Source organism: Chitinophaga niabensis, assembly GCF_039545795.1.
GTDB classification, from domain to species: domain Bacteria; phylum Bacteroidota; class Bacteroidia; order Chitinophagales; family Chitinophagaceae; genus Chitinophaga; species Chitinophaga niabensis_B.
This window is the reverse complement of sequence record NZ_CP154260.1, coordinates 3757068-3779636: the sequence shown is the minus strand read 5'-3', so window position 1 is coordinate 3779636 and position 22569 is coordinate 3757068. Positions and strand designations below refer to the sequence as shown.

Here is a 22569-nt window from a genome sequence, read left to right as displayed (position 1 = left end):
TTATGAGAATAACAAGGTTTAACGCGCAAACGTTTAAGAACTGGATAAGAATTTTAAGATTGACGAATTGATGTTTTTATAATGTGTACCATTTTCCGACGTTACCCTATGCTATCCTCCCCTAACGTCTATTCCTCCAAAACCGATTTTAAAGCGTAACTTTGCCCATCTTTTTATTTAACCGAGACCATAGATTATGTTGGATACAATTGAATCCGCCATTGAGGATATAAAGAAGGGAAAACTGGTGATTGTGGTGGATGATGAAGACCGCGAGAATGAAGGGGATTTTATCACAGCCGCCAGGAATGTAACGCCAGAGATCATCAATTTCATGAGCACCCATGGCCGCGGCCTGATCTGCGCGCCCCTGGTAGAGGAACGCTGCGAAGAGCTGGGATTGGAACTGATGGTAAGGGACAATACAGCTTTACACCAAACACCATTCACCGTGTCCGTAGATTTATTAGGGCATGGCTGTACAACCGGTATTTCTGCCTCAGACCGTTCCAAAACGGTGCAGGCGCTCATTAACCCGGATACCCGTCCGGAAGAACTGGGAAAACCCGGTCATATTTTCCCCTTACGGGCCAAACAAGGCGGTGTACTCCGCCGTACCGGCCATACAGAAGCCACAATAGACCTGGCCCGCCTGGCAGGCTTTGAGCCGGCTGGTGTACTGGTAGAGATCATGAATGAGGATGGTTCCATGGCCCGCCTCCCTGAACTCCGGGAGATAGCTATCAAGTTCGACCTGAAGCTGATCTCTATTAAAGACCTCATTGAATACCGCCTCCGCACGGAGACCCTGATAGAAGAAGAGGTTAGGGTACAAATGCCTACCAAATACGGCAATTTTGAACTGGTAGCCTTCAAGCAGCTTAATTCCGGGGACATGCACATGGCCCTGAAAAAAGGCGACTGGGAATTAGGCGACCCTGTTCTCGCAAGGGTGCACTCCAGCTGCTTTACCGGCGATATCCTGCATTCCCTGCGCTGCGACTGTGGTGAACAATTGCAGGCTGCCATGCAAATGGTGGAGAAAGAAGGCAAAGGCCTTATTTTATATATGAACCAGGAAGGGCGTGGCATTGGCCTGATGAACAAGCTGAAAGCTTATAAACTGCAGGAAGAAGGCAGGGATACGGTGGAAGCTAACCTGGAACTTGGTTTTGGCATGGATGAAAGGGATTATGGTGTAGGGGCACAGATACTGCGTCATATGAAAGTGTCCAAGATCAGGCTGATCACTAATAACCCAAAGAAACGGGCCGGTTTGAGAGGTTACGGATTGGAAATTGTGGAGAATGTAGGTATTGAAGTGTCTCCTAATCCGCATAACGAATTGTATCTCAAGACGAAGAGGGATAAAATGGGGCACGAGATCCTGAAGGGCTAAGCGGGTATTTGTGCCATTTGCTGATGTCTTTGGCCGTTTTGGCCGCATTTGACCGGTTTTTTGAATCAACTACGGCTCAACCCCGGGCCATCCATGGGCCAACCCCGGAGCATCCCCGGGCCAACACTGATTTTACTTTAAGAATGATATTGTACAAGGAAGTCTTTTAAAAAAGGCTTCCTTATTTTTTTATGCTATCCTTCACCGGGTTACCCAAACTATCCAGGTCCTCCCGTCTGATAGCCGCCGCTCTTCGTAAGCTATCCCCCAACAACCGTTGGGTTCTGCCCTGGAACAATTCCTTCAGCACATTATATTCCCGCACATAGGACAGCCCCAAACCGCTGCGTGTACGGTTGTAGAAGTTATAGGCATCGTAGTCCGTTTTGCTGAATGCGTTGATCCGCACCCTGCCATCCGCAGTAAGCAGGTATTCAATCCTGAAGTCTCCCGCAATGTTCTGGGAGGAAGCGTTAGTGGAAACACGGCCCCAGTCATAATCCCCGCCCACATATAATTGAATACGGTTATTGTAGAAGTTTTTGGTGATCCCTGCACTTACCAGGTTCCTGTCGAAAGTGTTGCTCACATTCGTATTGAAATTATAGGCGGTGTAGTTAACGTTAAAGCCAATCCCTGCATTTTTCAGGAAGGTGCTGGAGAAGTTGTTGAGGATAGCCGTTGCCTGCGCACTCAGTGCCTGACCCACGCTGTTTTTCCCGGTAATGGCAATATTGGCGCCTCCTCCATCCGGTGGCTGGAACTGGCCTGCTGCCAGCAGAAAGTAGATCTGGTATAAAGCCTGGTTCTGGTCCTGGTTGATCTCTTTCAACCGGGAGGCAATGGCACTTTCATAAGCCAGGGAGCCTACATCCGGTAATGTGATCTCATAGTTCACATTGGGTTGAAGCAGTGAACCGCGGAGGAATAGCAGAATGTCCACCCGTTCCGGCCTGTTCAGTTTGTCTTTTTCTCCACTGCTGCTGGTACCAAATTGCGCTTCTGTTGAAAGGTTGTAGAGGCTCACTTTCGGTAACGAATATTTGGCCGTGATGTTCAGTTTTGCTTCTGAGGGATCGCCATTCCAGGTGATAGTACTGTTCTTGTCAATATCGAACTTCCAGTTGGCAAATCTTTCAAAAGAGAAGTTGTAGATCCCTTTATTGATGATATAGTTACCATACATGGTAAAGTCACCATCCAGGTTCACGTTGATGGTGAGGTTACCCGTACCGTTGGCGGAGATCACGTCATTGGTGGTGGCATCCAGGATCACATCTATTTCTGCATCCGGGTTCGCCGCAATGTCCATCTTCACATTCAGTTTGATATCACTTTTCTTTTTAGGCTCTTCTTTAATAGTACCGTATTGTTTGAAACGGATGTAATCCCGTTTACCGATATCCTTACTGTCTGAAATAGGCAGGTAAAAGTGCGTGCCACGCAGCGGGCGGGCCAGTACACGTAATTCCAGGTTGTTCATGGGGCCGGTGAAATATACACGGCCCTGCGCCAATACATCTCCGTAATACAGATTGTTATCACCGGAACCTGTATTGAGGAACAGGAATTTGTCCGACTGTACATCGAACTCAAAATTCATGTCGTAGAAATTCTGGTGACTGATGAAGCCATTCACTTTCGCGGAGTTGTTGTATTTATCATACATCGTGAAAGAATGCATTTCTATCAGGTTATCATCCATATTATGCACATGGAGTAAAGGGATCTTGTAATAAGTGCCCAGGTAGTTCACTTTCATGCCAATGTTCTCCACTTTTACAGAACCCCGGAAAGAAGGTTTGTCTGTTGTGCCCGTTACCGATACTTTTCCGGTAGCTGTTCCGGAAAGATTACTCACGTAGGCGCCGAGGTATTTTTCCAGCAGGCTGATGGAAGCTTTGTTGAGTTCCGCCGTGGCATCCAGTACCCTGTTGGAGTCTGATACACCTACGCTGCCTCTTGCCTGGAAACTGGCCAGGTCATTATTCGAGCTGACGTCAAAAGTGACCAGGCCTGTGGGATTATCGTAACTGCCTTTGAGATCTACCAGGCCAAGGGAATCATTATCTATCCGTAACTGACTGGCTTTTATATCCGCGTTCACACCCAGTCTGTTAAAAGGATCATCCACATTGATGGTGCCGTTGGCCAAACCTTCTATGCGGGTGTCTGTAATGCCTGGAGGTATTGCGTCCGCCAGGTTCAGGTCTTTCAGGCTGATGATAAAGCGGGATTCATCCGGGTTATGTTCGTTTGTTTGAATGGTGATGCTTTGTGCGTTACGGGAAATGCGCAGGTTTTGTACGGTGAGGAAGTGTGTACTCCAATACACTTCATTACCCGGTGTCATGCTCCATTGCTTGCCGTTCACAGTAAAGCTGCTGTTCAGGAAATTCACTTTCACCCCATCACCTACTGTTACTACCCTGGCATAAAAACCATCCAGTGAAGTAGTGTCTTCTGCTTTCAGGTCTACTTTCACATAAGAAGTATCCCTGCTGGAACTTGCCAGGATGAGGGGATTGGTGAATACCGTACTGTCTTGATACAATGCCTGCCCTATGCTGGTGCTTACATTGATCTTATTAAAATCTCCGTTGGCTTTCAGGATCAGGTTACGTACGCCTATATCTGTATAGGCCGCATAAGGGATGGCCGCGTTTAAGGTTACCTGGCCGGAGAGGGTGTTCAGCGCGCCGGAAACCTGTGTTCCGTCCAGCCCTTTGATCTCGTTGGTAAATGCCCGCAGCAGTTTATCCACTTCCCCGAATTCGAAAGAGAAGGTAAAGTCCTGCCCCGCATTGGCCATAGGAGGGGATATGAAGAAGCTGGGGTAATACTTGTTCAGGAATAATTTAAAGGCATTCGGCAACTCCATGAAGCTATAGGAACCCTGCACGTAACCATTGATCTCGTTCCCTTTGATCCGTAGGGTTTTGAGGTTGTTCTCCATATTGGTGATCACGGAGAGGGAGTCAAATTCAACACGACTTTTATTCTTAAAAAGAGATACATCATAGAGGCGCGCGATCCCATCGAAGTTATCGATATTGCTACCTGCAAAGTTGAGGTCTGCTTTAGCCTGCAGGGTAATGGAGTCTTCCGTGAGGTGCAGGGCTTTGAGATCACTGTTGCGTATTTCAGAATAGAAGTTGAAGACGGGGAGGCGGCTGTTAAAGTCGATGGTACCGGCAAAATCCATATCCAGGTTAGGGTCATTCACGGTAAGAGAACCATTGAAGAATTTCCTGTTCATTTCACCGGCTGTTTTCAGGTTCTCGTACTCATAACCCCTGAGCCCTATCTTCTGGATATCTGCGTCTACAGATGCTTTCAGCGTTTTAATATTGAAACCTTCTCCTTTCACCTTGGCTTTCATCGTAACATTGGATACGATGTTGTTATCCAGCAACATGCCTACGTTGAAATTATCTGCTGTAAGACTTCCCGAATAAATAGGAACATCCTTGCTTGTTTTGAAGTTCAGGTCAGAATTCAGGTTGCCCATATTGGTCTGGAACTTACCATAGGCCACAAAGTCATTCACCAGCCCCAGGAAGGAACCCTGGAAAGCCAGATGGGTAATCAGGTCTGTGCGGATGGTATTAACGGTTTTAAGGATGGGAAGGAATTGCCGGAGGTCCTGCCCGCTGGTGGTTAGCTCCTGTGCGGAGAAGTCAATGAACGTTTCATTTATGTAGGGCAGCCCCCGCATATTTACATTCCCTTTGAAACGGGTATTATTGCCTCCCTTTACATTCAGGTTGTCCGCAGAAAGCCTGCTAACGGGGCCGTCTACACGGCCACTAACCATCAGTTCTGTTTTCCAGGAGGAGAGGGGAGGCGCAAAAAAGGCAATATCATCTGAAGAGATGCGGGTATTGTGAAACCTGGCGCGCATGGTTACTGCATCTACATAATCGCTCATGTCACTCAGGTCCCCGTACTGCATGGTATAATAATCCTGAAGATGACTATTATTGGTAACAAGATCCAGGTTATTGAATTCCATTTCCACCGGCGACATTTTAAAACGGCTTTTCAGCTGTTTTACGGTAAACCCGCTGCGTTCTTTTGTGGAGAGTTTCAGGTCCGCATAGATGCTGTCTTTTACCAGGGTGCTATTGGAGAGGGACAGGTTTATTTCTCCAAACCGGATATGCGAAGGGTCGAATTCGCCGGGAGTGGAAGGGATGGTGTCCTTCAGGTTGTCTACACCAAACAGGCCATCGTTAATATTTAATGATTTCACGATCAGTTTCCAGTTATCCGCATTCCAGCGGAGTGGTACGGGTTTCAGGGTATCTGCGGGTACGCGGGGTGTTTGTACCAGGCTGGATCTTTTTTTCCGGAGAGGGGAGGCCGGGTAGCTGCTGACAATGAAAACAGGTTTGTCCAGCAGGAACTGGTTGATCAGTACATCGTGGGCGCGAAGATCCAGCCGTTCTGCATCCAGGTAGATGCGGTTAGCGGATACGCGCATATCTTCTCCCACCCATGCATCTATAATATTGAAGTTTACCCTGCGGAGGTCTACCTTTTTAAGGTCCAGGGAAATGCCGGATTTTTTAGTGGTTTTAGGTTGAGGGGAAGGGCTGCCGCCAAATTCATCTATAATAAACTGGTAGTTCCAGAGGGAGTCGTTCCTGGGGCGGATGAGGTTGATTCTTGCATTTTCCAGGCCCACGAATTTGAGGATGGGTTTTTCCTGGATGAAGAACCAGTCTGTGATCCGCACCTGGAGAGCCCCGGCATACAGCAGGGTATCCTTGTGGTGATCTTCTATATAAACGCCTTCCAGGCGCATGCTGTTAAACAGGCGGAAGTTCACGTGATCTATTTCCACCCGCGTTTGCAACTGTTTGGAAATCCGTTGCGCAACCTGCTGCACCAACACGTTCTGTACCGCAGGAATATTAATGAGGATGCTGACCAATAATAATATACCCAGCAGGGTCAGCAGGGTAATGGTCAATATTTTACGTGCTTTTCTCAGGAAACTCCGATTTATCCGACAAAAGTAGTCATTCGCAAAATGTCTGCCAATTGAATATCGCGCTTGAGAAGCGTTTTGCGTAGATATACGGCTTGCAGTGTAGCCAATACCGTGAGTATCCTGTTTCTTTTAAAGCCCTCTTATCTACGAAAAAATCGTGTCACCGTTGTGTCAGCTGTAAATAAAAGATGTGATGGAATTTTAACGTTTGGTGATATGATTCTCTCTTGCAATTCCGTTGCATTAACGTTTGATAATGTTAATATTATATACTCATTTGATTATCAGTAGAATATTAAAGTGTTCTGCTTGATTTGCAGGATACCTTTTAATTGTAATAGAAGTATCACTATTATCCCCGGGGTTTTTTAACAAAAATTTAAAGATTCTACCTTACCCTTAAATAGTTTGTAAGAAAGCACGATAAGCATTAAAAAGTACGATAAGCATTTTAATACTAGTAACCAACAATCATTTTATCAATTAAAATCTATGACCAAGAAGCTACTCTTGTTGTGGGTCATGCTATGCATTGCTATGTTCAATGCTGCAGCCCAAGGTCGCCAGGTTACCGGAACAGTGAAGGATAAGGAAGGGGTGGCACTCCCCGGTGTATCCATTCGCGAAACGGGAACGAGCAATGGCACCGCCTCCGGTTCAGACGGAAAATTCACCCTCACCTTGAAAGGAACTAATCCCAGCCTTGAACTGACTTACATGGGTTACACCAAAACCACGCTGAAAGTGGATTCCCGTAATGACTACACCATTGTTATGCAGTCTGATGCACAACAGTTAAAGGATGTGGTGATCACAGGGTATGAATCTAAAAAGCGGAAAACGCTGACCACTTCAGTAACGCGGCTGGATGCTGATGAGATCCAGAATATCCCCGCTGCGAGTGTGGTTAACCTGTTGCAGGGCCGTGTGGCGGGTTTGGCTGTGGTAAACAACTCCGGTGCCCCGGGTATTGGAGCGCCGGTATTTATCAGGGGAAATGCCAGCGTAGCCAGCAGTTTTTCTGATAACCGTATTTACAGCGATCCTTTGTTTGTAGTGGATGGGATCATTATTCCTCCGGACAGGGCTTCTGCAAAAGGATTCTCTGTGAATGCACTGGGCTCCGGTAATAGCCCTATCTCCTGGTTAAACCCCAGTGACATTGAATCAATAGACGTATTGAAAGATGCTGCCGCCGCTGCTGTATATGGTTCCCGCGGTGCTAATGGCGTTATCATCATCAAAACAAAAACAGCCAAATCCGGCAAGCCAAAAATAGACCTGAGAGCCTATACAGGGGTTACTTTTACGCCTTCTCTTTTCCCTATCCTTGGTGGTAAAGCTGAGAGTGATGCAAAAACGGATATATGGACCCGCTTTGCGCCATATGATCAAAGAATGAGCGGCATGCCTATTCAGATGACGGACAGCCTGAATCCTTATTTCAATAATTCTACTGACTGGCAGAGCCTTTATTTCAGAACGGGAAAGATCCAGAATTATGATGCCAGCATCCAGGCGGGTAATGAAATGGGTAACTATCGCATAGGTGCAGGTTATTATAGTGAGGATGGGATTGTTTTGAATACTGGCTTTAAACGTTATACCGCCAACTTTACAGGCCGCCTGTTGCCTAACAAAAAAACAACCATCCTGATGCAGACTTACCTGGGGCGTACAGACCGTTCCCGCGGTAACAGCAAGAACGGCCAGGGTATTAATGCGCAGGGTATCTGGAGTATTCCTTCTTCAGTGTATGCCATACCCGGTAAAAATCCTGCAGGAGGTAGTTTGCTTGATGCATTTTCAAAGAACCGTGATAAGAACTATACCAATAGTGTGAATACCAGCCTTCAGCTGATGTATGCCATTACACCGGAGCTGATGTTCACATCCACGGGGTCGCTCAGTTATGCAAATGATAAACGTGATTATTTTTTTGCTGCGGTGGCTAACAATGGTTCCGCAGATGCCGGTGAATACAATGCGATCAACAACAGTTATACTTTCACGAATCAGTTGTCTTATAACCATACTACAAAAAATGGTGACCACAACTTCGGTGCTTTCCTGGTACAGGAATTTAATAAGAATACCCTGGAAATTACACAGATAGATGCGAAGAAAGGCCCGCTGGACCCTATTCAGATCATTCAGGGGTATAGCCCGAGAAATACGACCACCAAAACAGGATACGGTGCCAACGCCACTTCTTCTGTATTAGGTAAAGTGAACTATGGTTTCCGTGAAAAATACCTGGTGGACGCATCCTTACGTGCGGATGGTTCCTCCAAGCTCGCAAGCAATAACAGGTGGGGATATTTCCCAACCTTGTCTGCAGCATGGCGTATTGCGGAAGAACCATTTGTAAAGAATAACCTGCCATGGCTGAATGAAGCGAAAGTACGTTTGAGCTGGGGTAAAAACGCCAATCAGTACGTAGAGAATTTTGCCAGCGTGAATGCCTTAACGGGTGCTGCAGGAGGTTTTGATGAGCCTTCTGATCTCTATGTAAGTACCTATGGAGGTACGCCTGTTGCCGTGCAGAATTTTGCACAGATGCAGAATAAAGACCTGAGATGGGAATATTCAGACCAGACTAACCTTGGTATCGAACTGAGCACATTTAAAGGCCGTGTGAGCCTGATCGCTGACCTGTACCAGCGTTATACGGAAGGTGGTACCTACGATGAACAGCTGCCTACCAGTGCTGGTTACAGCATCATTAAAAAGAATGGTATTGATGTGCTGAACAAGGGTTTTGAAATGACCCTCAGCGTAGATGTACTGGGTAAAAATAAACTTGGCCTGGGATGGACCACCCGGTTCATGCTGGCTAAGAACGTGAATAAAGTAGCCAAGCTGCCCAACAACAACCGTCCTTTCTTTGTGGATAACGTAACCATGGTGAAAGTGGGCAGCGCTCCATATGGTTATGTGTTTATGGTAAGTGATGGGGTATGGCAAAGCGATGCAGAAGTACCGGTAGATCCTTTCACTGGTAAGAAATTATTCTTCGACTATGGTTACCTGCCATACCGCGCGGGCTCTCCTAGGTTCCTGGACCTGAATGGCGATTACAAGATCAATGACCTGAACGGAGATGGTGCACGCGAAGTGAACGACCGTTTATGGGTGGGAGATCCAACGCCGAAGATAGAAGGTGGATGGGTGAACACGCTTTCATGGAAAGGCATTACCCTGGACATGATGTTCAATTTTAAATTAGGTGTGAAAGTAGTGAACTCTGCTATGCAGCGTTACTGGAATTCCGTGAAGGTAACCGGTGGCGGCGGCCAGTTCCCGAATTATACCAAACAGGAATATTTTAATGGTGATTCTCAGGACTGGGGTGGTATACCTCCTACCGGTTATTATGATATCTATGGTTTTGCCCCCGGAGACCGCGGAGGTGTGGACGCCCGCTTCCCCACACTGGATTATTGGACAGGTTCCATTCAAACCTTCTGGAATATTTATGATTATAAAAGTGCATTCGTAGAAGATGCTTCTTTCATGCGGCTGAAAAACCTGATGCTGAGTTATAATCTTCCTATGCCGCTGATCAAACGTTTTGGTCTTGAGCGTATGATGGTGTATGGTAACGTAGAGAACGTATTTATCCTCACCAAATATTCAGGACGCGATCCTGAGGCTATCGAGTTCCCTTCCGGTTATGACAGGGGAAGGAACTATCCGCTGTCCCGTAAAATGACACTCGGTTTGAATGTCACTTTTTAATCCATTTAAAGTTATTGTATGAAAAGAGGAATATATTATGTGATGCTTTGCCTGGTGGGTTTAACTGTACTGTCATGCAACAAGCAATTGGACATTTCTCCAATCGATCAGATACCTGACCAGAATTTCTGGTCCACAGAAAAAGAACTGGATGCAGCAGTAGCGGGCGGGTATGCAATACTGCGTAAAACGCTGGCTGAAAGCCCCAAGAACAGTAATGATGCAAATGGTTACCATAACCGCTTTTATATGTATGGGGACAGGAGAGGATTACTTTTCCGTTCTTACGCAAAAGACCAGATCAGGGACCTTACAGATGGAGCATTGAAAACAAACAAACTCCGTACAGAATGGGGAACTACCAGGCAATGGGATGATATCCTGTTTAACTGGGCTCCTTTTTACCAGGTTATAGAACAATGTAATACCGTTATTGAAAATGCAGGCCGTGTGCCGGATAATGAGTTCTTTGGCGAACGCAGCCGGCAGAGCTATGTGGCAGAAGCACGTTTCCTGCGTGCATTCACTTATTTCTACATCGTACGGGTATGGGGTAATGTACCGTTGGTAACCAAATCCAAAACTGCAGATAAACTGAGTAGGACGGATTATAACGCTGTGCTGGATTTTGTAGAAACAGAACTCAGTGCTGTGGAAAGCTTGTTGCCTGTTAACTATAATGTAGCCGGTAAAAAATCTATCCGCGCTACACAGGGTACAGTACAGGCAACATTGGCGCATGTGTATGCCTGGCGCCAGAAGTATGTGGAAGCAATAGCTGCTTCTACCAAAGTGATCAATGGTGGTGTGTACAGGTTGCTGACCGGTGCACAGCGTGGAGAACCTTCAGCGTCCAGGTTTATGATGGAGTACCAGCAGATCTGGAAAGGAAAAACAGATGAAGGCATTTTTGAAATAGACTTTGATGCAGCCACAGGAGAAATAGGCGTAAATGGCTCATTGGCCAACCTTACCATGTTTGGGCCAAAAGCTGCCAACAGGAATGAACCATTCTGGGCGCTGAATTTTTTAAAGATCGGGGATTCTACCAATGCAAAAGGAACCCGCACTTCACAACTGGCTACACCTAAACAATTCTTCCCGGATACTACTTCCGATCTCCGTTTTGTTGCACAGTTTGATACCCTGAACAGCCCCACAAATCCGGCGCTGACCATGTTCACCAAATACCAGTGGGTGGTAGATGCAAGCAGAAACCTGTTTGATGCCAATATTGTGATCTTCCGCATGGCTGATATCATACTGCTGAGAGCAGAAGCAAATGCTGCATTGAAAAACTATTTGCCTGCCCGCCAGGACCTGAATACGATCCGTACCCGTGCATGGACAAAACCTTTCACTGGCGCAGACGATCAGCTTCCGATGGAAATTTTTAAAGAGCGTACGCGTGAGTTGCTGGGTGAAGGGCATTACTTCTACGACCTGGTGAGAACACGATTACTGATAGACCCGGATTACGTGAAGGTTCCGCTTCGCCCTGATGTACTGCCTGCCGATTTCAATGATGGCGCATGGACATGGCCTGTTTCTAACAGGGCTTTTGTGGATAATCCGAATATGGCGCAGATGCGTTACTGGCAGCGTTATTAATCTTTAAAAAAATCAAGATGAAAAAAATCAGATATTTTCTTTCGTTTGCTATCGTACTGGTGTTTGCAACAGCCTGTCAGAAAGAACATTTCACAGATGGCGGGGTTCGCACAGGTAAGCTCAATATGAACGTGTACGATTTCCTGAAATCCCGGCCGTTTGAGTTTGATACCATTGTATGGATCCTGGACAAAACGGGCCTTGCGGAGGCAGTAAAACAGAACAATATTACTTTTTTTGCTCCACGTGATCTCAATGTGGTGAACTACCTCAAAAGGATAGGAGGGGCAAAGCTGGACACGGTGAATGTGGATACGTTGCGTAAAGCCATGAGTAAATACATATTTCCCGGGAGGAAAGTATGGAGAGACAGTATTCCTCTGGAAAAGAGTCCCGCAGGCGGCATGCTTATCGCCAGCCTGAATGGTTACCCGATGTACCTGGATACCTGGAGAGATGCTTATAACGGTATACCCAATGCCGGCCCCATTTTTATCCGCATCTGGGATCCACATGGTTACACTGCCAGTCCTATCCGCAGGTTTGACCCCATTTCAAAATGGCCGGAACTGCAGAACAGGTATAATCCCTGGGTGAACTCTGCTGTAATTACCAGCAACCTGGAAGCTACCAACGGAGTGATACATGCTGTAGCAGGTTCGCATACATTCAATTTCCCCTACTAAGTCTTTAAAATTAAACGCATGACTAATTCATATAAAAACATAGTAAGAGCAGGGATGCTGGTAGTATTGACCGGAGTCCTGATCTACAGCTGCCGTAAGGTAGATATGCAGGATGGTTATTTTGGTGAAAATATCCGATATAAGGATAAGATCATTACCCTGGAAACCGGCCGTGACGCTTATAAAGGAGATCTGATACTGGACCGTTCTACTTTACCTATTAAAGTGGAGCTGGCAGACATCCGTCGCTGGGATGGTAAACCGGCTCCGGAAATGAAACAGGAGGTAGACGCAGTGGAGTGGGTGGAAGAATTTACCGGTCAGGAAAAGACATTGGAAGAGCTGGAGAAAAAGAAAAGGATCGTCAAACGTCCTGTATTTGAGATAAGTCCTTCTGATGGCCGCCTGAAGTTCCGTAAGGAAAGTTATGAAATGGATTCTGCTACTTATTTCATCGATGTGAAAGTAACAAACGGTGCAGGTTCCCGTGTAATTAAAAATGCATTGGAGGTGAAAGTGGTGAAAGGTGCTGATTTTGAATTCCGTGATGACGGTGCATGGATCGTTTGTTCAGACTACGACTGGGATGGCTGTTCTCCTTACTTTGATTCCATCAACATCCGCATAGATAAGTTCGAATACAAAGGCCCTGGTAATAAGATCACGGTTAAGTTCAAAGATCCGAACGGTAACTTAATGGATCCCAGGTCTTTTCCTGAAGGCAGTAAGCAAAAAGGAAAACGGATGCAGGATTTTACGTTTGCACAACGATTACTGGCAGACAGGATCGAGTATGATGTAGCGTATCCATTCAACACAGCGAACCGCCAGTTCGAATGGTGGGTGCCGGGTGCTGCCTTTGGCAAGAATGATCACTATGATCTGTTTGCGTATGTAAACTTTAAAGTATTCAGACCAGGAAATTGGGAAATTACCTGGCAGGCCTTTTATCCATGATCAAAACCTGCATTATAAAAAACAGGCCGCGAATTTCGCGGCCTATTTTTTATTTGTCATTATCTTTTCTTTCATGAGGCTCATGAAGGCTTCCTTATAAGAATCCCCTACAGGTACTATTTCTGCGGTATGTTCCAGGTGTACCGTGTTGCCTTCGATCATTTTAATAAAACCGGTGGCGAGCAGGAAGGATTTATGTGTTCTGGCAAAATCCCCTGCCGGTAACCGTTCTTCCAGGTCTTTCATGTTCAGCAGGGCAATGATCCCTTCTCCCTGGCGGGTATGGATCTTCACGTAATTCTTTAATCCTTCAATAAAAAGGATGTCCCTGATATTGATCTTGATCAGCTTTCCTTTTTGTTCTGTTTTAACAAAGATGAAATCACTGTCTTCTTTGGCAGTGGTGGCCGCTGGCTGTATCAGGGCCAGCGCGCGTTGTGCACCTTTAATGAAACGGGCAAAGGAAATGGGTTTTAAAAGATAATCCACTACTTCATTCTCAAACCCTTCCATGGCATATTCGCTGTAGGCGGTAGTGAGGATCACTTTGCTTTTACCGTTGATCGCTTTAATGAAATCAATCCCCGTCATGGTGGGCATCTGTACGTCCAGGAAGATCAGGTCTATTTTATGCAGATGCAGTAATTGCAGTCCCTCTACCGGGTCTGTAGTGGAATACAGCAGGTTCAGGAAGGGGGTTTGTTGAATATGGTGGGTCAGCAGGTCTATCGCGTGCTGTTCATCGTCTATCACAATACAGTTAATCATGTCTTATAAATTGATCGTTAATGCTGCGGTATAGAAATCCTCATTTTCCTTCACGTTAAAAGTATGTTTCTCTGCATACATCAGTTGCAGCCTTTGTTTCACATTGTTGAGCCCAATGCCTGTGGAGAGTTCTTTGGTGCCTTTCTTCTTTTTATTGTTGATAAGGAATGTAATTGTTTTTTCATTAGCTTCTGTTCTTACTACCAGCGGGTTAGCGGGGTCCAGCAGATCGCCGTGTTTGAAGGCATTCTCCACCAGGGTGATAAGCACCAGCGGCGTAATGCGGGCATTCGGGTTACTGATCTCTTCACTGTACTGAATGTTCAGCTTGTTGTTGAAACGCATCTGGTTAATTTCGATAACGTTCTTAAGGTGGGTGAGTTCCTGGGATAAAGCCACTTTCCCTTCCACATCTTCCTCTTTTCCAAGGGCGTACCGCATAATGTCTGAGAGCAACAGCACTGCATTTGAAACTTCTTCGCTCAAAGGTACTGTTTTGCTATAAATGAAACTAAGTGAATTGAACAGGAAGTGTGGGTTGATCTGGTATTTGATAGCAGCCAGTTCGGCATCCATCTTTTGTTTTATCAGTTCTTTCTGCCGGCGGTTCCTGGTGTTATAGTCGATGATAAAGGCGGCCACGAAAGATATCACCAGGGTAACGATATAAAAGAAGAAACTGCTGAGGGAGAAGAACAGGAATTTATGGTTTTTGATGAAGGTTGTAAAAGCATCCTTACTGACGCCGGATACTCTATAATTGATAGAGTCGAATTCAACAATAGCCGTGTATCCGAATTTTATCAGGAAAACGCTTAAAACAATTAATATGAACCTACTTATCTTCCTTGCCTGTAATAAGGGCAGGCAGGCCTGAAAGATCAGCAGGTAGTACGTGATAACGAACTCCAGTATGCTTTTTATCGAATGCAGGAAAACCCCTCCCAGTTTGCTATAAGTTTCATTTGCCAGGTCCGGGGCTGCTGTATAAAGAAAAGAGAGACCCAGCAGCAGCTGAACAATAGCTATGATAAACAAGGTCAGTAACTTCTTCCATTCCTGCCTGAAAAACTGAATGATCTGTTGCTTCATATCAATCTAATATATGGCTATTATCAAAAATAACTAAAAAAGCTTCCCGGCTCACCCGGGAAGCTTGTAGGAAATATAGGCTAAAAGGTAGTTGTATTAGTTCGTCCGGCTTCTGCTTCAATAGTGTTTTTACGGGTTTTGGTCTGTTTTACGTTCTTGTTGCCGAATTTGTAATTGAAAGTGAGGTTCACTACACGGGTGTCCATCTCCTGGCGGCTGCTGTTGTCAATGGCGGCATACTTCACATCAAAACGGTATTGCTTTGTGTTGAATACATCATTCAACGCCAGTTTCAGGGAGCCATTGCCTTTCATGATGTTCTTACGTAAGCCCAGGTCCACAAACCCCATTGAACGCAGAGAAGCATACCCCATGGCGAAGGGGCTCTGGAAAGACCCGTTCAGCTCTGCTGTAAAACCTGCAGGCAGGGTGAATACGTTCTGCGTGTTCAGGATGGTAGTAATATTCTCTTTCTGATACTGTACACCATCCAGGTTGGTATTGATGTTCAGGTAAAGGCCCATCACCGTCCAGGTGGTGCGGATCTTTTTAGTGAGCGGCTTAGAGATCACGAGGTTGGCATACACCACATTGAAGGCAGCCTGGTTGTCGTAACTCATCACGAGGATCTTCGTCTGAGGGTCCTGGCGGAATACCACGCTCAGGTTATCTGTGCTGCGGGAATAAGCCAGGGTAGTGAAGATGGAATAGTTATGCGCCCAGGTGGCTTCTATGGATTGATTGATCACCGGTTTGATGTCAGGGTTCCCCTTTTGGTAGGTGTAAGCATTCTTATAAGTGATGAAAGGGTTCACGATCTCAAAGCCAAAGCGGTTGATGCTCCTGCGGTAAGAGAGGCTGAACTGGTTCTTTGGATCTTTCATGTAAGAGATACTGGCGCTAGGGAACAGCTGGAAATAATCGCGGTTGAAGCGCTGATCTATGGTGAGGCTGTTGCCGGTTGCATGCGTATGTTCACCACGCAGTACGGCATTGAAAGTATATTTCTTAATGGTTTTGTTCAGGCCGATGTACGCAGCATTGATGTTCTCTTTGTAGATAAAGTGATTGGTTTTACCAGCATCATTCTGCCAGTTGTCCCCAAACTTATTCTCCCAGATCATATCATTATCCGTTTCTGTGAAAGTGGTTTTGATACCGGCTTCCAGGCGGGCAAATTTAAGCGGCTGCACATAGTCTGCACTGGCGGAGTAAACATTGATGCGGGAATCTGCATTGTTGCGGATATTGGTCTGATCGCCAATGATCTGCTGGCTTGCGTTGTAATACTGACCGGTGAACAGGTCGTTCCAGTCTTTATTGTAAGAGAAATAATCCGCATTGAAGGTGAATTCATTCTTCTTTTTCTCGCTGCCTGTTTTAAAATAAACGTTTACGGATGGGTTTACAATGGATTGATCACCACCTGCATACTGCAGGAAAGTGGAATCAGGAAGGCCGGTCTTGTTTTCTCCGTTCCTGCCGCGGTTACTGAAAGAGCCTTTCAGCAGTACGCCGGCTGAGGTGGTTTTATTTAGGTCAAAGTCTGCACCTGCTTTTACATTATGTGTGTTACGGTTTTCTTTGTTATAGTCATTGTCTTCCAGCTTGTAACCATCTTTGAAACGGCGTTCAGACTTTGTTTTGGTGAACTGATTGGTGTGAAGGAAATCATAACCGCCATAGATATTTACAGCTTTACTGCGGTTATTCAGCGTAAAACCTTCCGTAGTACGGGCGTAACGGCCAAATCCTCCGCTGATGGTAGCCGTACCATTGGTACCCAGGTCTTTGCTTTTGATCATTTTGATATTGATAATAGCAGCGCCTTGTGCATCATATTTGGTGGAAGGGTTGCTCATGAGTTCCAGTTTATCGATGTTGCCGCCGGGCGTGCTGTTGAGCAGGTTCTTCAGGTCTTCCCCGGTCAGGCGGCTGGGGCGCCCGTCTATATATACTGTCACTGATTTGCCGTTCAGCAGCAGGTTATCTGTATTATCCACTATCACACCCGGTGCTTTCTGTAATACTTCCCAGGCGGTGGAACCGGCTGCGGTAGTGGTTTTGGCAACATTCACCACCATGGTACCGCCCTGCATGGTAATGGTGGGGGCAGTGGAAGTGATGTTCACCTCTTTGAGTTGTTTAACAGTATCTTTCTTTTCCTGTGCCTGGGCTAAGCCGGAAAGAGTAAGTATGGTGGCGGAAAGGAGAGTAGTAATGTTTGCTTTCATATAGCTTAATTTGATAGTGCAAACATATTACGGGATGGAGGGCAGGGGAAATTCGTTACACCAATCACCCCTTTATCGGGATCAAAAGGGGAATTCTCCTTTAAAAGGGTTATATTCAGAAAAATCTCAAAGCAATTCCATGTGTAAATTCGTTATCAAAACAGGCAAGCACCATCAGTTCTTTTTTGACCTGAAAACAGATGATGGCACAGTGCTCATCACCAGTGATGCTTTTCATACAAAAGCGGCCTGTAATTCGGGCATAGAGGCTTTAAAAGCAGTAGCGCGCGATGATAATAAGTTTGAAAGAATGAAAGCGGCTACGGAGCATTATTACTTCACTGTTAAGGGTGCCAACGGGAAACAAATAGCAAAAAGCGTGTTATTCCCCACGCCGGCGGAGCGGAATGCGGCTATTAAAAGCATCGAGGCGGAAGCGCATGATGCGGCAGTAGCGGAGGAATGAATTTATTTCAGCACCGGTTCCACGGTATAACCCTGTTTGCGCAGTAATGCCACTACCCCCTGATCTCCACCCAGGTGCATAGCGCCGCAGGCAACGAGCGTGGTTTCTTTTGCGGCAGCTTTCTCAATTACGGGTATCCAGTTGCGGTTGCGGTTATATACCATTACATCTTCAAACCCTGCCAGTTCAGGTGAGTCTTTCAGGTAGCCATGGATCTCCGTAATGTTCTGGCGTTTGTAAGCTCCTACGAGGCGTTTGAAGAGTGCCCGCTGTTTGGGCAGGTTATCGATGTAATCCATGATCATCACACTTTCCGTACTGTCCGGAATAGCATCGAAGATGGCTACCTGGTCTTCAATATTTTCCAGTCCTTCTATGGGTTTCTTCTGCTCCTGGGCCATTTTTATAAAGGTACCTTCATACGAAGCCGGGTTGGGGCATTCCAGCGACTTCATCATCACGGAGGATAATAATATCATGGGCTTCATGGTCTTGAACATGGATACATCCATGCCCACACTGTCCTTAAAATACCGGCTCAGCTTCTGGTAATCCGCAGGTTTGAACACATTCTGCAGGGAGTAACCATCAGTTTTATCCTGCATGGATTCCATAAGCCTGGCCATCATGGCAGGATCATCCATGTCCATTTCAAGGTAAATGGTTTTGGCCTGGCCGAAAGCTTCTTTTACATGCTCCGGGAAGAAGAAGTCATCAGGGCAGATCATATGAATAGTGCCATACAGGTAGGAGGGCTGTTTGAGGCCTTTTCCTGAGATCTTGTATAAAAGGGAATGCTGCGCAAAGGCGGGTAACAGGAACAATGCTAAAAAGGCTGTGATAATGGTTCTTTTAAACATAATAATGAATTATACAGATGGATAAAACTGCGCCAGCTGGGTGGACAGGATGTTTAAGTCGGTATGGGTATGCAGAGCAGAAAGGATCACACGGTGTATCCGCTGCCCCAACGGGTCCGGGTAGGCAAAAGAAGAAATGAAAGTATCCCGGGAAAGCAGATAGGTATAAACGTTCTCTTTTTCTTTTTTGTCTTCCAGCACAAACATAGGTAATTGGTGCGGATGATGTATGCCGGTAATACCCGTATTCAATCGCTTGAATTCGATGATCAGGTCTTTTAATCTTTTACGTGCTGTAGCATAGGCGCCTGCTGCATGCAGGAATGTATAGGCGTAAGCAGGGATGATGGGTGTGCTGGCAGTAAAAAGCGGTAGCCTGCGAATAGCTGCAATATCTGCCGCATGCCCTGCCACAAAACCGCCTTCCAGGCTGAATGCCTTAGCCATAGAGGCAGTGATCAAATAATGCAAAGCCGGGTTATCCGGTAAAATACTGATGATGCCTTCTCCTTTTTCTCCCAGGATGCCCACGCCATGCGAATCATCTATCAGCACCGTCACTTTCTTCTCTATCTGCCGTAGGGCCTCAAAATCATTGATGGTAGCCGTTAAAGGATTCACACCATCTGAAACGATCACATACTGATCATCTGCTCCTTTATTCACCATTTCTACTACGGTGGTGATCCAGTCGTTCCACTGGCCAACAGGTACCAGCGCACCGGGGTACTGCAAAGCAGGATGTGTGCCCGGGGCAAAAAGTACTTCGCCTTTTGTGGCTGCATGGGTAACGGCAGCCTGTGCCGCCAGGTATCCGGAAGAGAAACAAACAGCAGACTGCTGATGGAGTAAAACAGCCAGGGCATGCTCTGTTTCTTCATAGAGTTTTAGCTGCAGGTTAGAGATGCGGGAAGAGGGATATACACTACCAAAGCGCCCTATCCCTACTGCTAAAAGATCGCGGAAGGCATGGGAAGAATGCATGCCCAGGTAAGAGAAGCCGGAGAAGTAAAGGCAGGTTCTGCCATCAACCAGGGCTGTTCTGCCGGGCGTGTTTTCTGTGATTTTGATCATGCTATTGTTTTCTCGTACGAAGGATGAAATGATAATCGCCGGACGCCACTTTCATGTCAAACAACTCATCGCTCAGTTTCACTACTTCCACCAGGTGCTCCGCTTTACGGTCTCCATTGGCTGCCGTGATGGAAATAATACTGCCATTGCTTAAGAGCTTGTACCTGCCGGAATCAGGCTGGCCTGCAATGGTGGCAATGAAAAGCCCATCGTCCAGGAACTGGTAATAAGCATCGCTGTAATATCCATTCTTCAGGTCTTTTGCCTGCGTTACCTGTACGGCGTTGTAGCCATCCTTTGCCGGAATGGTCACATCGTATACTTTCCATTTTTTGTTTTTGAGCAGGGTATTGGTTTTGCCGGAACCGCAAGCCATTAATGCAATGGCGATGCCTGATAACAGATATTTCATTTGCCTGCGGCTTTTTCCTGGTTAAATTGCTGAGAGTGTCCTTTGGGAATAGAAAGGCTTTGCCATCCTTCTCCTTTTAATACTTTACCGATATAAACGATCTGGCCCACATGGTAGGGGTGATGCGCTAATTGGCGGTTGATGGCATCTATCACAATAAGAGGTTCTGTTCTGATGTAAATGGTTTTTGCAAGGTCCGCCGCGGTTAAGCTGTTAATGGCCTGCATCATACAGTTCCAGCCCTTTTCCCAGATAACGAGCATCTCAGCTTTGGTGCCGTTGGGTGCGTCATCTTCGAACTCTGCGTCTCTTTGCCGCCAGGGTTTCTCTCCGTCTGAAGTAAGAAAGTCTGTAAAGCGGCTCAGCATATTGCCGCTCATGTGTTTTACGATGATGTAAATGCTGTTGGGTTCTCCGGCCGGCTGCCAGTGAATTTGTTCGTCTGTCAGCTGTGCAAAGGTTTTCTCTGCCAGTGTTTTATAGCCGAGTAAACGTTGCTTCACACTCTCCAGGTAAATATTTTCGGTATCCATATATACAAGTTACGAATTCGTGGAATAATCAAAAGCCTGCGGCACTGTCGTCTCCTCTTTTATCACCTACTGCTTCTATTTTGCCATTAGCATGGATTTTGATCAATTCTGTTCTGCCAATAGAGCCGCTTTTCACGATCTTATATCCCATTTTCTCCAGTGCCTGTGTGGTGCTGTCCGGGAAATCCCTTTCCACCGTTACCTGATCCGGCAACCACTGGTGATGGAATTTCGGCGCATTCACGGAATTGCGCGCATCCAGTTTAAAAATAAGATCATTTAACAGCGTCTGGAATACGGAGGTGATGATCGTAGAGCCACCGGGTGTGCCGGTGATCAATACAGGTTTATTATTTTTCAGTACAATGGTAGGCGTCATGCAGCTGAGCATTTTTTTACCCGGTGCAATAGCATTGGCTTCTGCGCCTATCAGTCCGTATAAATTAGGTGTGCCGGGTTTTACAGAGAAGTCGTCCATTTCATTATTGAGGATGAAACCGGCTGCCACTACACGGCAACCATAGCTGCCATTCAAAGTGGTGGTAACGGAAACGGCATTACCTTCTTTATCTATTACACAGAGGTGTGTGGTTTCAGTACTTTCCGGTGCTATATTCCCTGCGGAGATATTTTTACTTTCAGAGGCAATGCCCGGCGTGAAGGATTGCATCCGTTCTTCGATATACTTTTTATCTGTGAGCTTTTTTACGGGCACTTTCACAAAATCCTGATCTCCCAGGTATAAGGCGCGGTCTGCGTATGCTCTTCTTTCTGCTTCTATCATCACCTGTACGCTCTTTGCACTGTGAAAGCCCCATTCCTGCAAAGGATATTTTTCCACCATGCCCAGCATCTGCTGTATGCCAATACCGCCGCTGCTGGGTAAAGGCATGGTAAGGATCTTATATCCTGCAAAATCGAACAATATGGGCTGACGCACTTTTGCGCGATAGTTCTTCAGATCATTTGCACTGATGATGCCACCTCCGCGTTTCATTTCAGCTACTATTTTCTCCGCGGTGGGGCCTTCATAAAAACCTTTCATGCCTTTGGCGGCGATCAGTTTTAAGGTATTGGCCAGTTCTTTCTGCACAAGTGTATCTCCCTTTTTCCAGGGTTCATTTTTCACGAAGGCAGTAGGCAGTGTATTCAGGCGGAGAAAATCCTCCCTTTTCCTGTTGAGGCCTGCAGCCTCTGCGGCGGTGATCACATAACCCTTTTCTGCGAGCAGGATGGCGGGAGCCAGCAGTTTTGCAAAAGGCAGGCGTGCGTGCGCATGTGCAGCAAAGAGTCCGGCTACGGTGCCCGGAACGCCGGCAGCCAGGTGGCCATCGAGACTTTTACGGGTTTGTGCTTCACCGTTAGCATCCAGGTACATATCCCGGTGTGCAGTGCCGGGAGCTGTTTCCCGGTAATCAATGGAAATATTGCTGCCGTTCTTTAAACGGGCTACAGTAAAACCGCCTCCGCCAAGGTTCCCGGCTTCCGGAAAAACCACGGCAAGGGCCAGTTGTGTGGCGATGGCTGCATCTACCGCATTGCCGCCCTGCTGCATGATCAGAACGCCTGCTTTACTTGCCAGCGGGTGTGCAGACACTACGGCGGCGCTGTTTATTTCCAGGTATTTATCAATGGAATAATCATAAGGGTTCAGCTTAACCTGCTGTGCAGCAAGGAGCAGGGGAGCCATAATAAAGGAACATAAGATGAAATACCGCTTCATTAACAGGTTTGTTT

Annotated in this window: 15 protein-coding genes; 6 read left to right on the top strand and 9 right to left on the bottom strand. The window is 46.4% G+C overall.

All coding sequences use genetic code 11. The annotated features are described in order from the left end of the window. The first annotated feature begins 196 nt into the window (after positions 1-196). Positions 197-1399, top strand: coding sequence for a bifunctional 3,4-dihydroxy-2-butanone-4-phosphate synthase/GTP cyclohydrolase II (locus tag AAHN97_RS14730; RefSeq protein ID WP_343302799.1), 1203 nt, complete (start codon positions 197-199; stop codon positions 1397-1399). A gap of 181 nt (positions 1400-1580) precedes the next feature. Here AAHN97_RS14730 and AAHN97_RS14725 read toward each other — a convergent pair whose 3' ends face one another. Continuing rightward, positions 1581-6377, bottom strand: a complete 4797-nt coding sequence (locus AAHN97_RS14725; protein WP_343302798.1) for a translocation/assembly module TamB domain-containing protein — start codon at positions 6375-6377, stop codon at positions 1581-1583. Between the two features lie 513 nt (positions 6378-6890). Here AAHN97_RS14725 and AAHN97_RS14720 point away from each other — a divergent pair. From AAHN97_RS14720 to AAHN97_RS14705, 4 genes are read left to right on the top strand one after another with little or no spacing between them, the layout of a single operon-like run. Next, complete coding sequence (locus tag AAHN97_RS14720; RefSeq protein ID WP_343302797.1) at positions 6891-10139, top strand: SusC/RagA family TonB-linked outer membrane protein; 3249 nt, start codon at positions 6891-6893, stop codon at positions 10137-10139. Between the two features lie 18 nt (positions 10140-10157). Continuing rightward, positions 10158-11750 carry a RagB/SusD family nutrient uptake outer membrane protein gene (locus tag AAHN97_RS14715; protein ID WP_343302796.1) on the top strand — a complete coding sequence of 531 codons (1593 nt, stop codon included), beginning with the start codon at positions 10158-10160 and terminating at the stop codon, positions 11748-11750. A 17-nt stretch (positions 11751-11767) separates the two neighbouring features. After that, positions 11768-12436 carry a hypothetical protein gene (locus AAHN97_RS14710; RefSeq protein WP_343302795.1) on the top strand — a complete coding sequence of 223 codons (669 nt, stop codon included), beginning with the start codon at positions 11768-11770 and terminating at the stop codon, positions 12434-12436. Positions 12437-12454: 18 nt separating this feature from the next. Next, positions 12455-13393: a DUF5007 domain-containing protein gene (locus tag AAHN97_RS14705; RefSeq protein WP_343302794.1), complete on the top strand. Its 939-nt coding sequence runs from the start codon at positions 12455-12457 to the stop codon at positions 13391-13393. A gap of 42 nt (positions 13394-13435) precedes the next feature. Here the strand turns inward: AAHN97_RS14705 and AAHN97_RS14700 are convergent, their stop codons facing one another. The 3 genes from AAHN97_RS14700 to AAHN97_RS14690 form a co-directional block, all read right to left on the bottom strand. Then, positions 13436-14161, bottom strand: a complete 726-nt coding sequence (locus tag AAHN97_RS14700; RefSeq protein WP_343302793.1) for a LytR/AlgR family response regulator transcription factor — start codon at positions 14159-14161, stop codon at positions 13436-13438. A gap of 3 nt (positions 14162-14164) precedes the next feature. Then, positions 14165-15253, bottom strand: a complete 1089-nt coding sequence (locus AAHN97_RS14695; protein WP_343302792.1) for a sensor histidine kinase — start codon at positions 15251-15253, stop codon at positions 14165-14167. An 80-nt stretch (positions 15254-15333) separates the two neighbouring features. Next, on the bottom strand, positions 15334-17487 hold the full coding sequence (locus tag AAHN97_RS14690; protein ID WP_343302791.1) for an outer membrane beta-barrel family protein: 2154 nt from the start codon (positions 17485-17487) through the stop codon (positions 15334-15336). 139 nt (positions 17488-17626) lie between these two features. Between AAHN97_RS14690 and AAHN97_RS14685 the strand changes: the two genes are divergently transcribed. Continuing rightward, on the top strand, positions 17627-17953 hold the full coding sequence (locus AAHN97_RS14685; protein ID WP_343302790.1) for a YegP family protein: 327 nt from the start codon (positions 17627-17629) through the stop codon (positions 17951-17953). Positions 17954-17955: 2 nt separating this feature from the next. Here the strand turns inward: AAHN97_RS14685 and AAHN97_RS14680 are convergent, their stop codons facing one another. Genes AAHN97_RS14680 through ggt form a run of 5 tightly spaced genes read right to left on the bottom strand, consistent with a single transcriptional unit; the run spans position 17956 to position 22555 of the window. Next, positions 17956-18813 (bottom strand): TraB/GumN family protein, encoded by an 858-nt coding sequence (locus AAHN97_RS14680; protein WP_343302789.1) that lies wholly within the window; start codon positions 18811-18813, stop codon positions 17956-17958. Positions 18814-18822: 9 nt separating this feature from the next. Next, positions 18823-19887, bottom strand: a complete 1065-nt coding sequence (locus tag AAHN97_RS14675) for an aminotransferase class I/II-fold pyridoxal phosphate-dependent enzyme (protein ID WP_343302788.1) — start codon at positions 19885-19887, stop codon at positions 18823-18825. A 1-nt stretch (position 19888) separates the two neighbouring features. After that, the gene (locus tag AAHN97_RS14670; RefSeq protein ID WP_343302787.1) at positions 19889-20299 is read right to left on the bottom strand and encodes a hypothetical protein; all 411 of its coding nucleotides are present in this window, start codon (positions 20297-20299) and stop codon (positions 19889-19891) included. Continuing rightward, positions 20296-20832, bottom strand: coding sequence for a DUF1572 family protein (locus AAHN97_RS14665; RefSeq protein ID WP_343302786.1), 537 nt, complete (start codon positions 20830-20832; stop codon positions 20296-20298). The genes AAHN97_RS14670 and AAHN97_RS14665 overlap by 4 nt, the downstream gene beginning before the upstream one ends. Positions 20833-20860: 28 nt before the next feature. Continuing rightward, positions 20861-22555 carry a gamma-glutamyltransferase gene (gene ggt, locus AAHN97_RS14660; protein ID WP_343302785.1) on the bottom strand — a complete coding sequence of 565 codons (1695 nt, stop codon included), beginning with the start codon at positions 22553-22555 and terminating at the stop codon, positions 20861-20863. Positions 22556-22569: the final 14 nt, after the last annotated feature.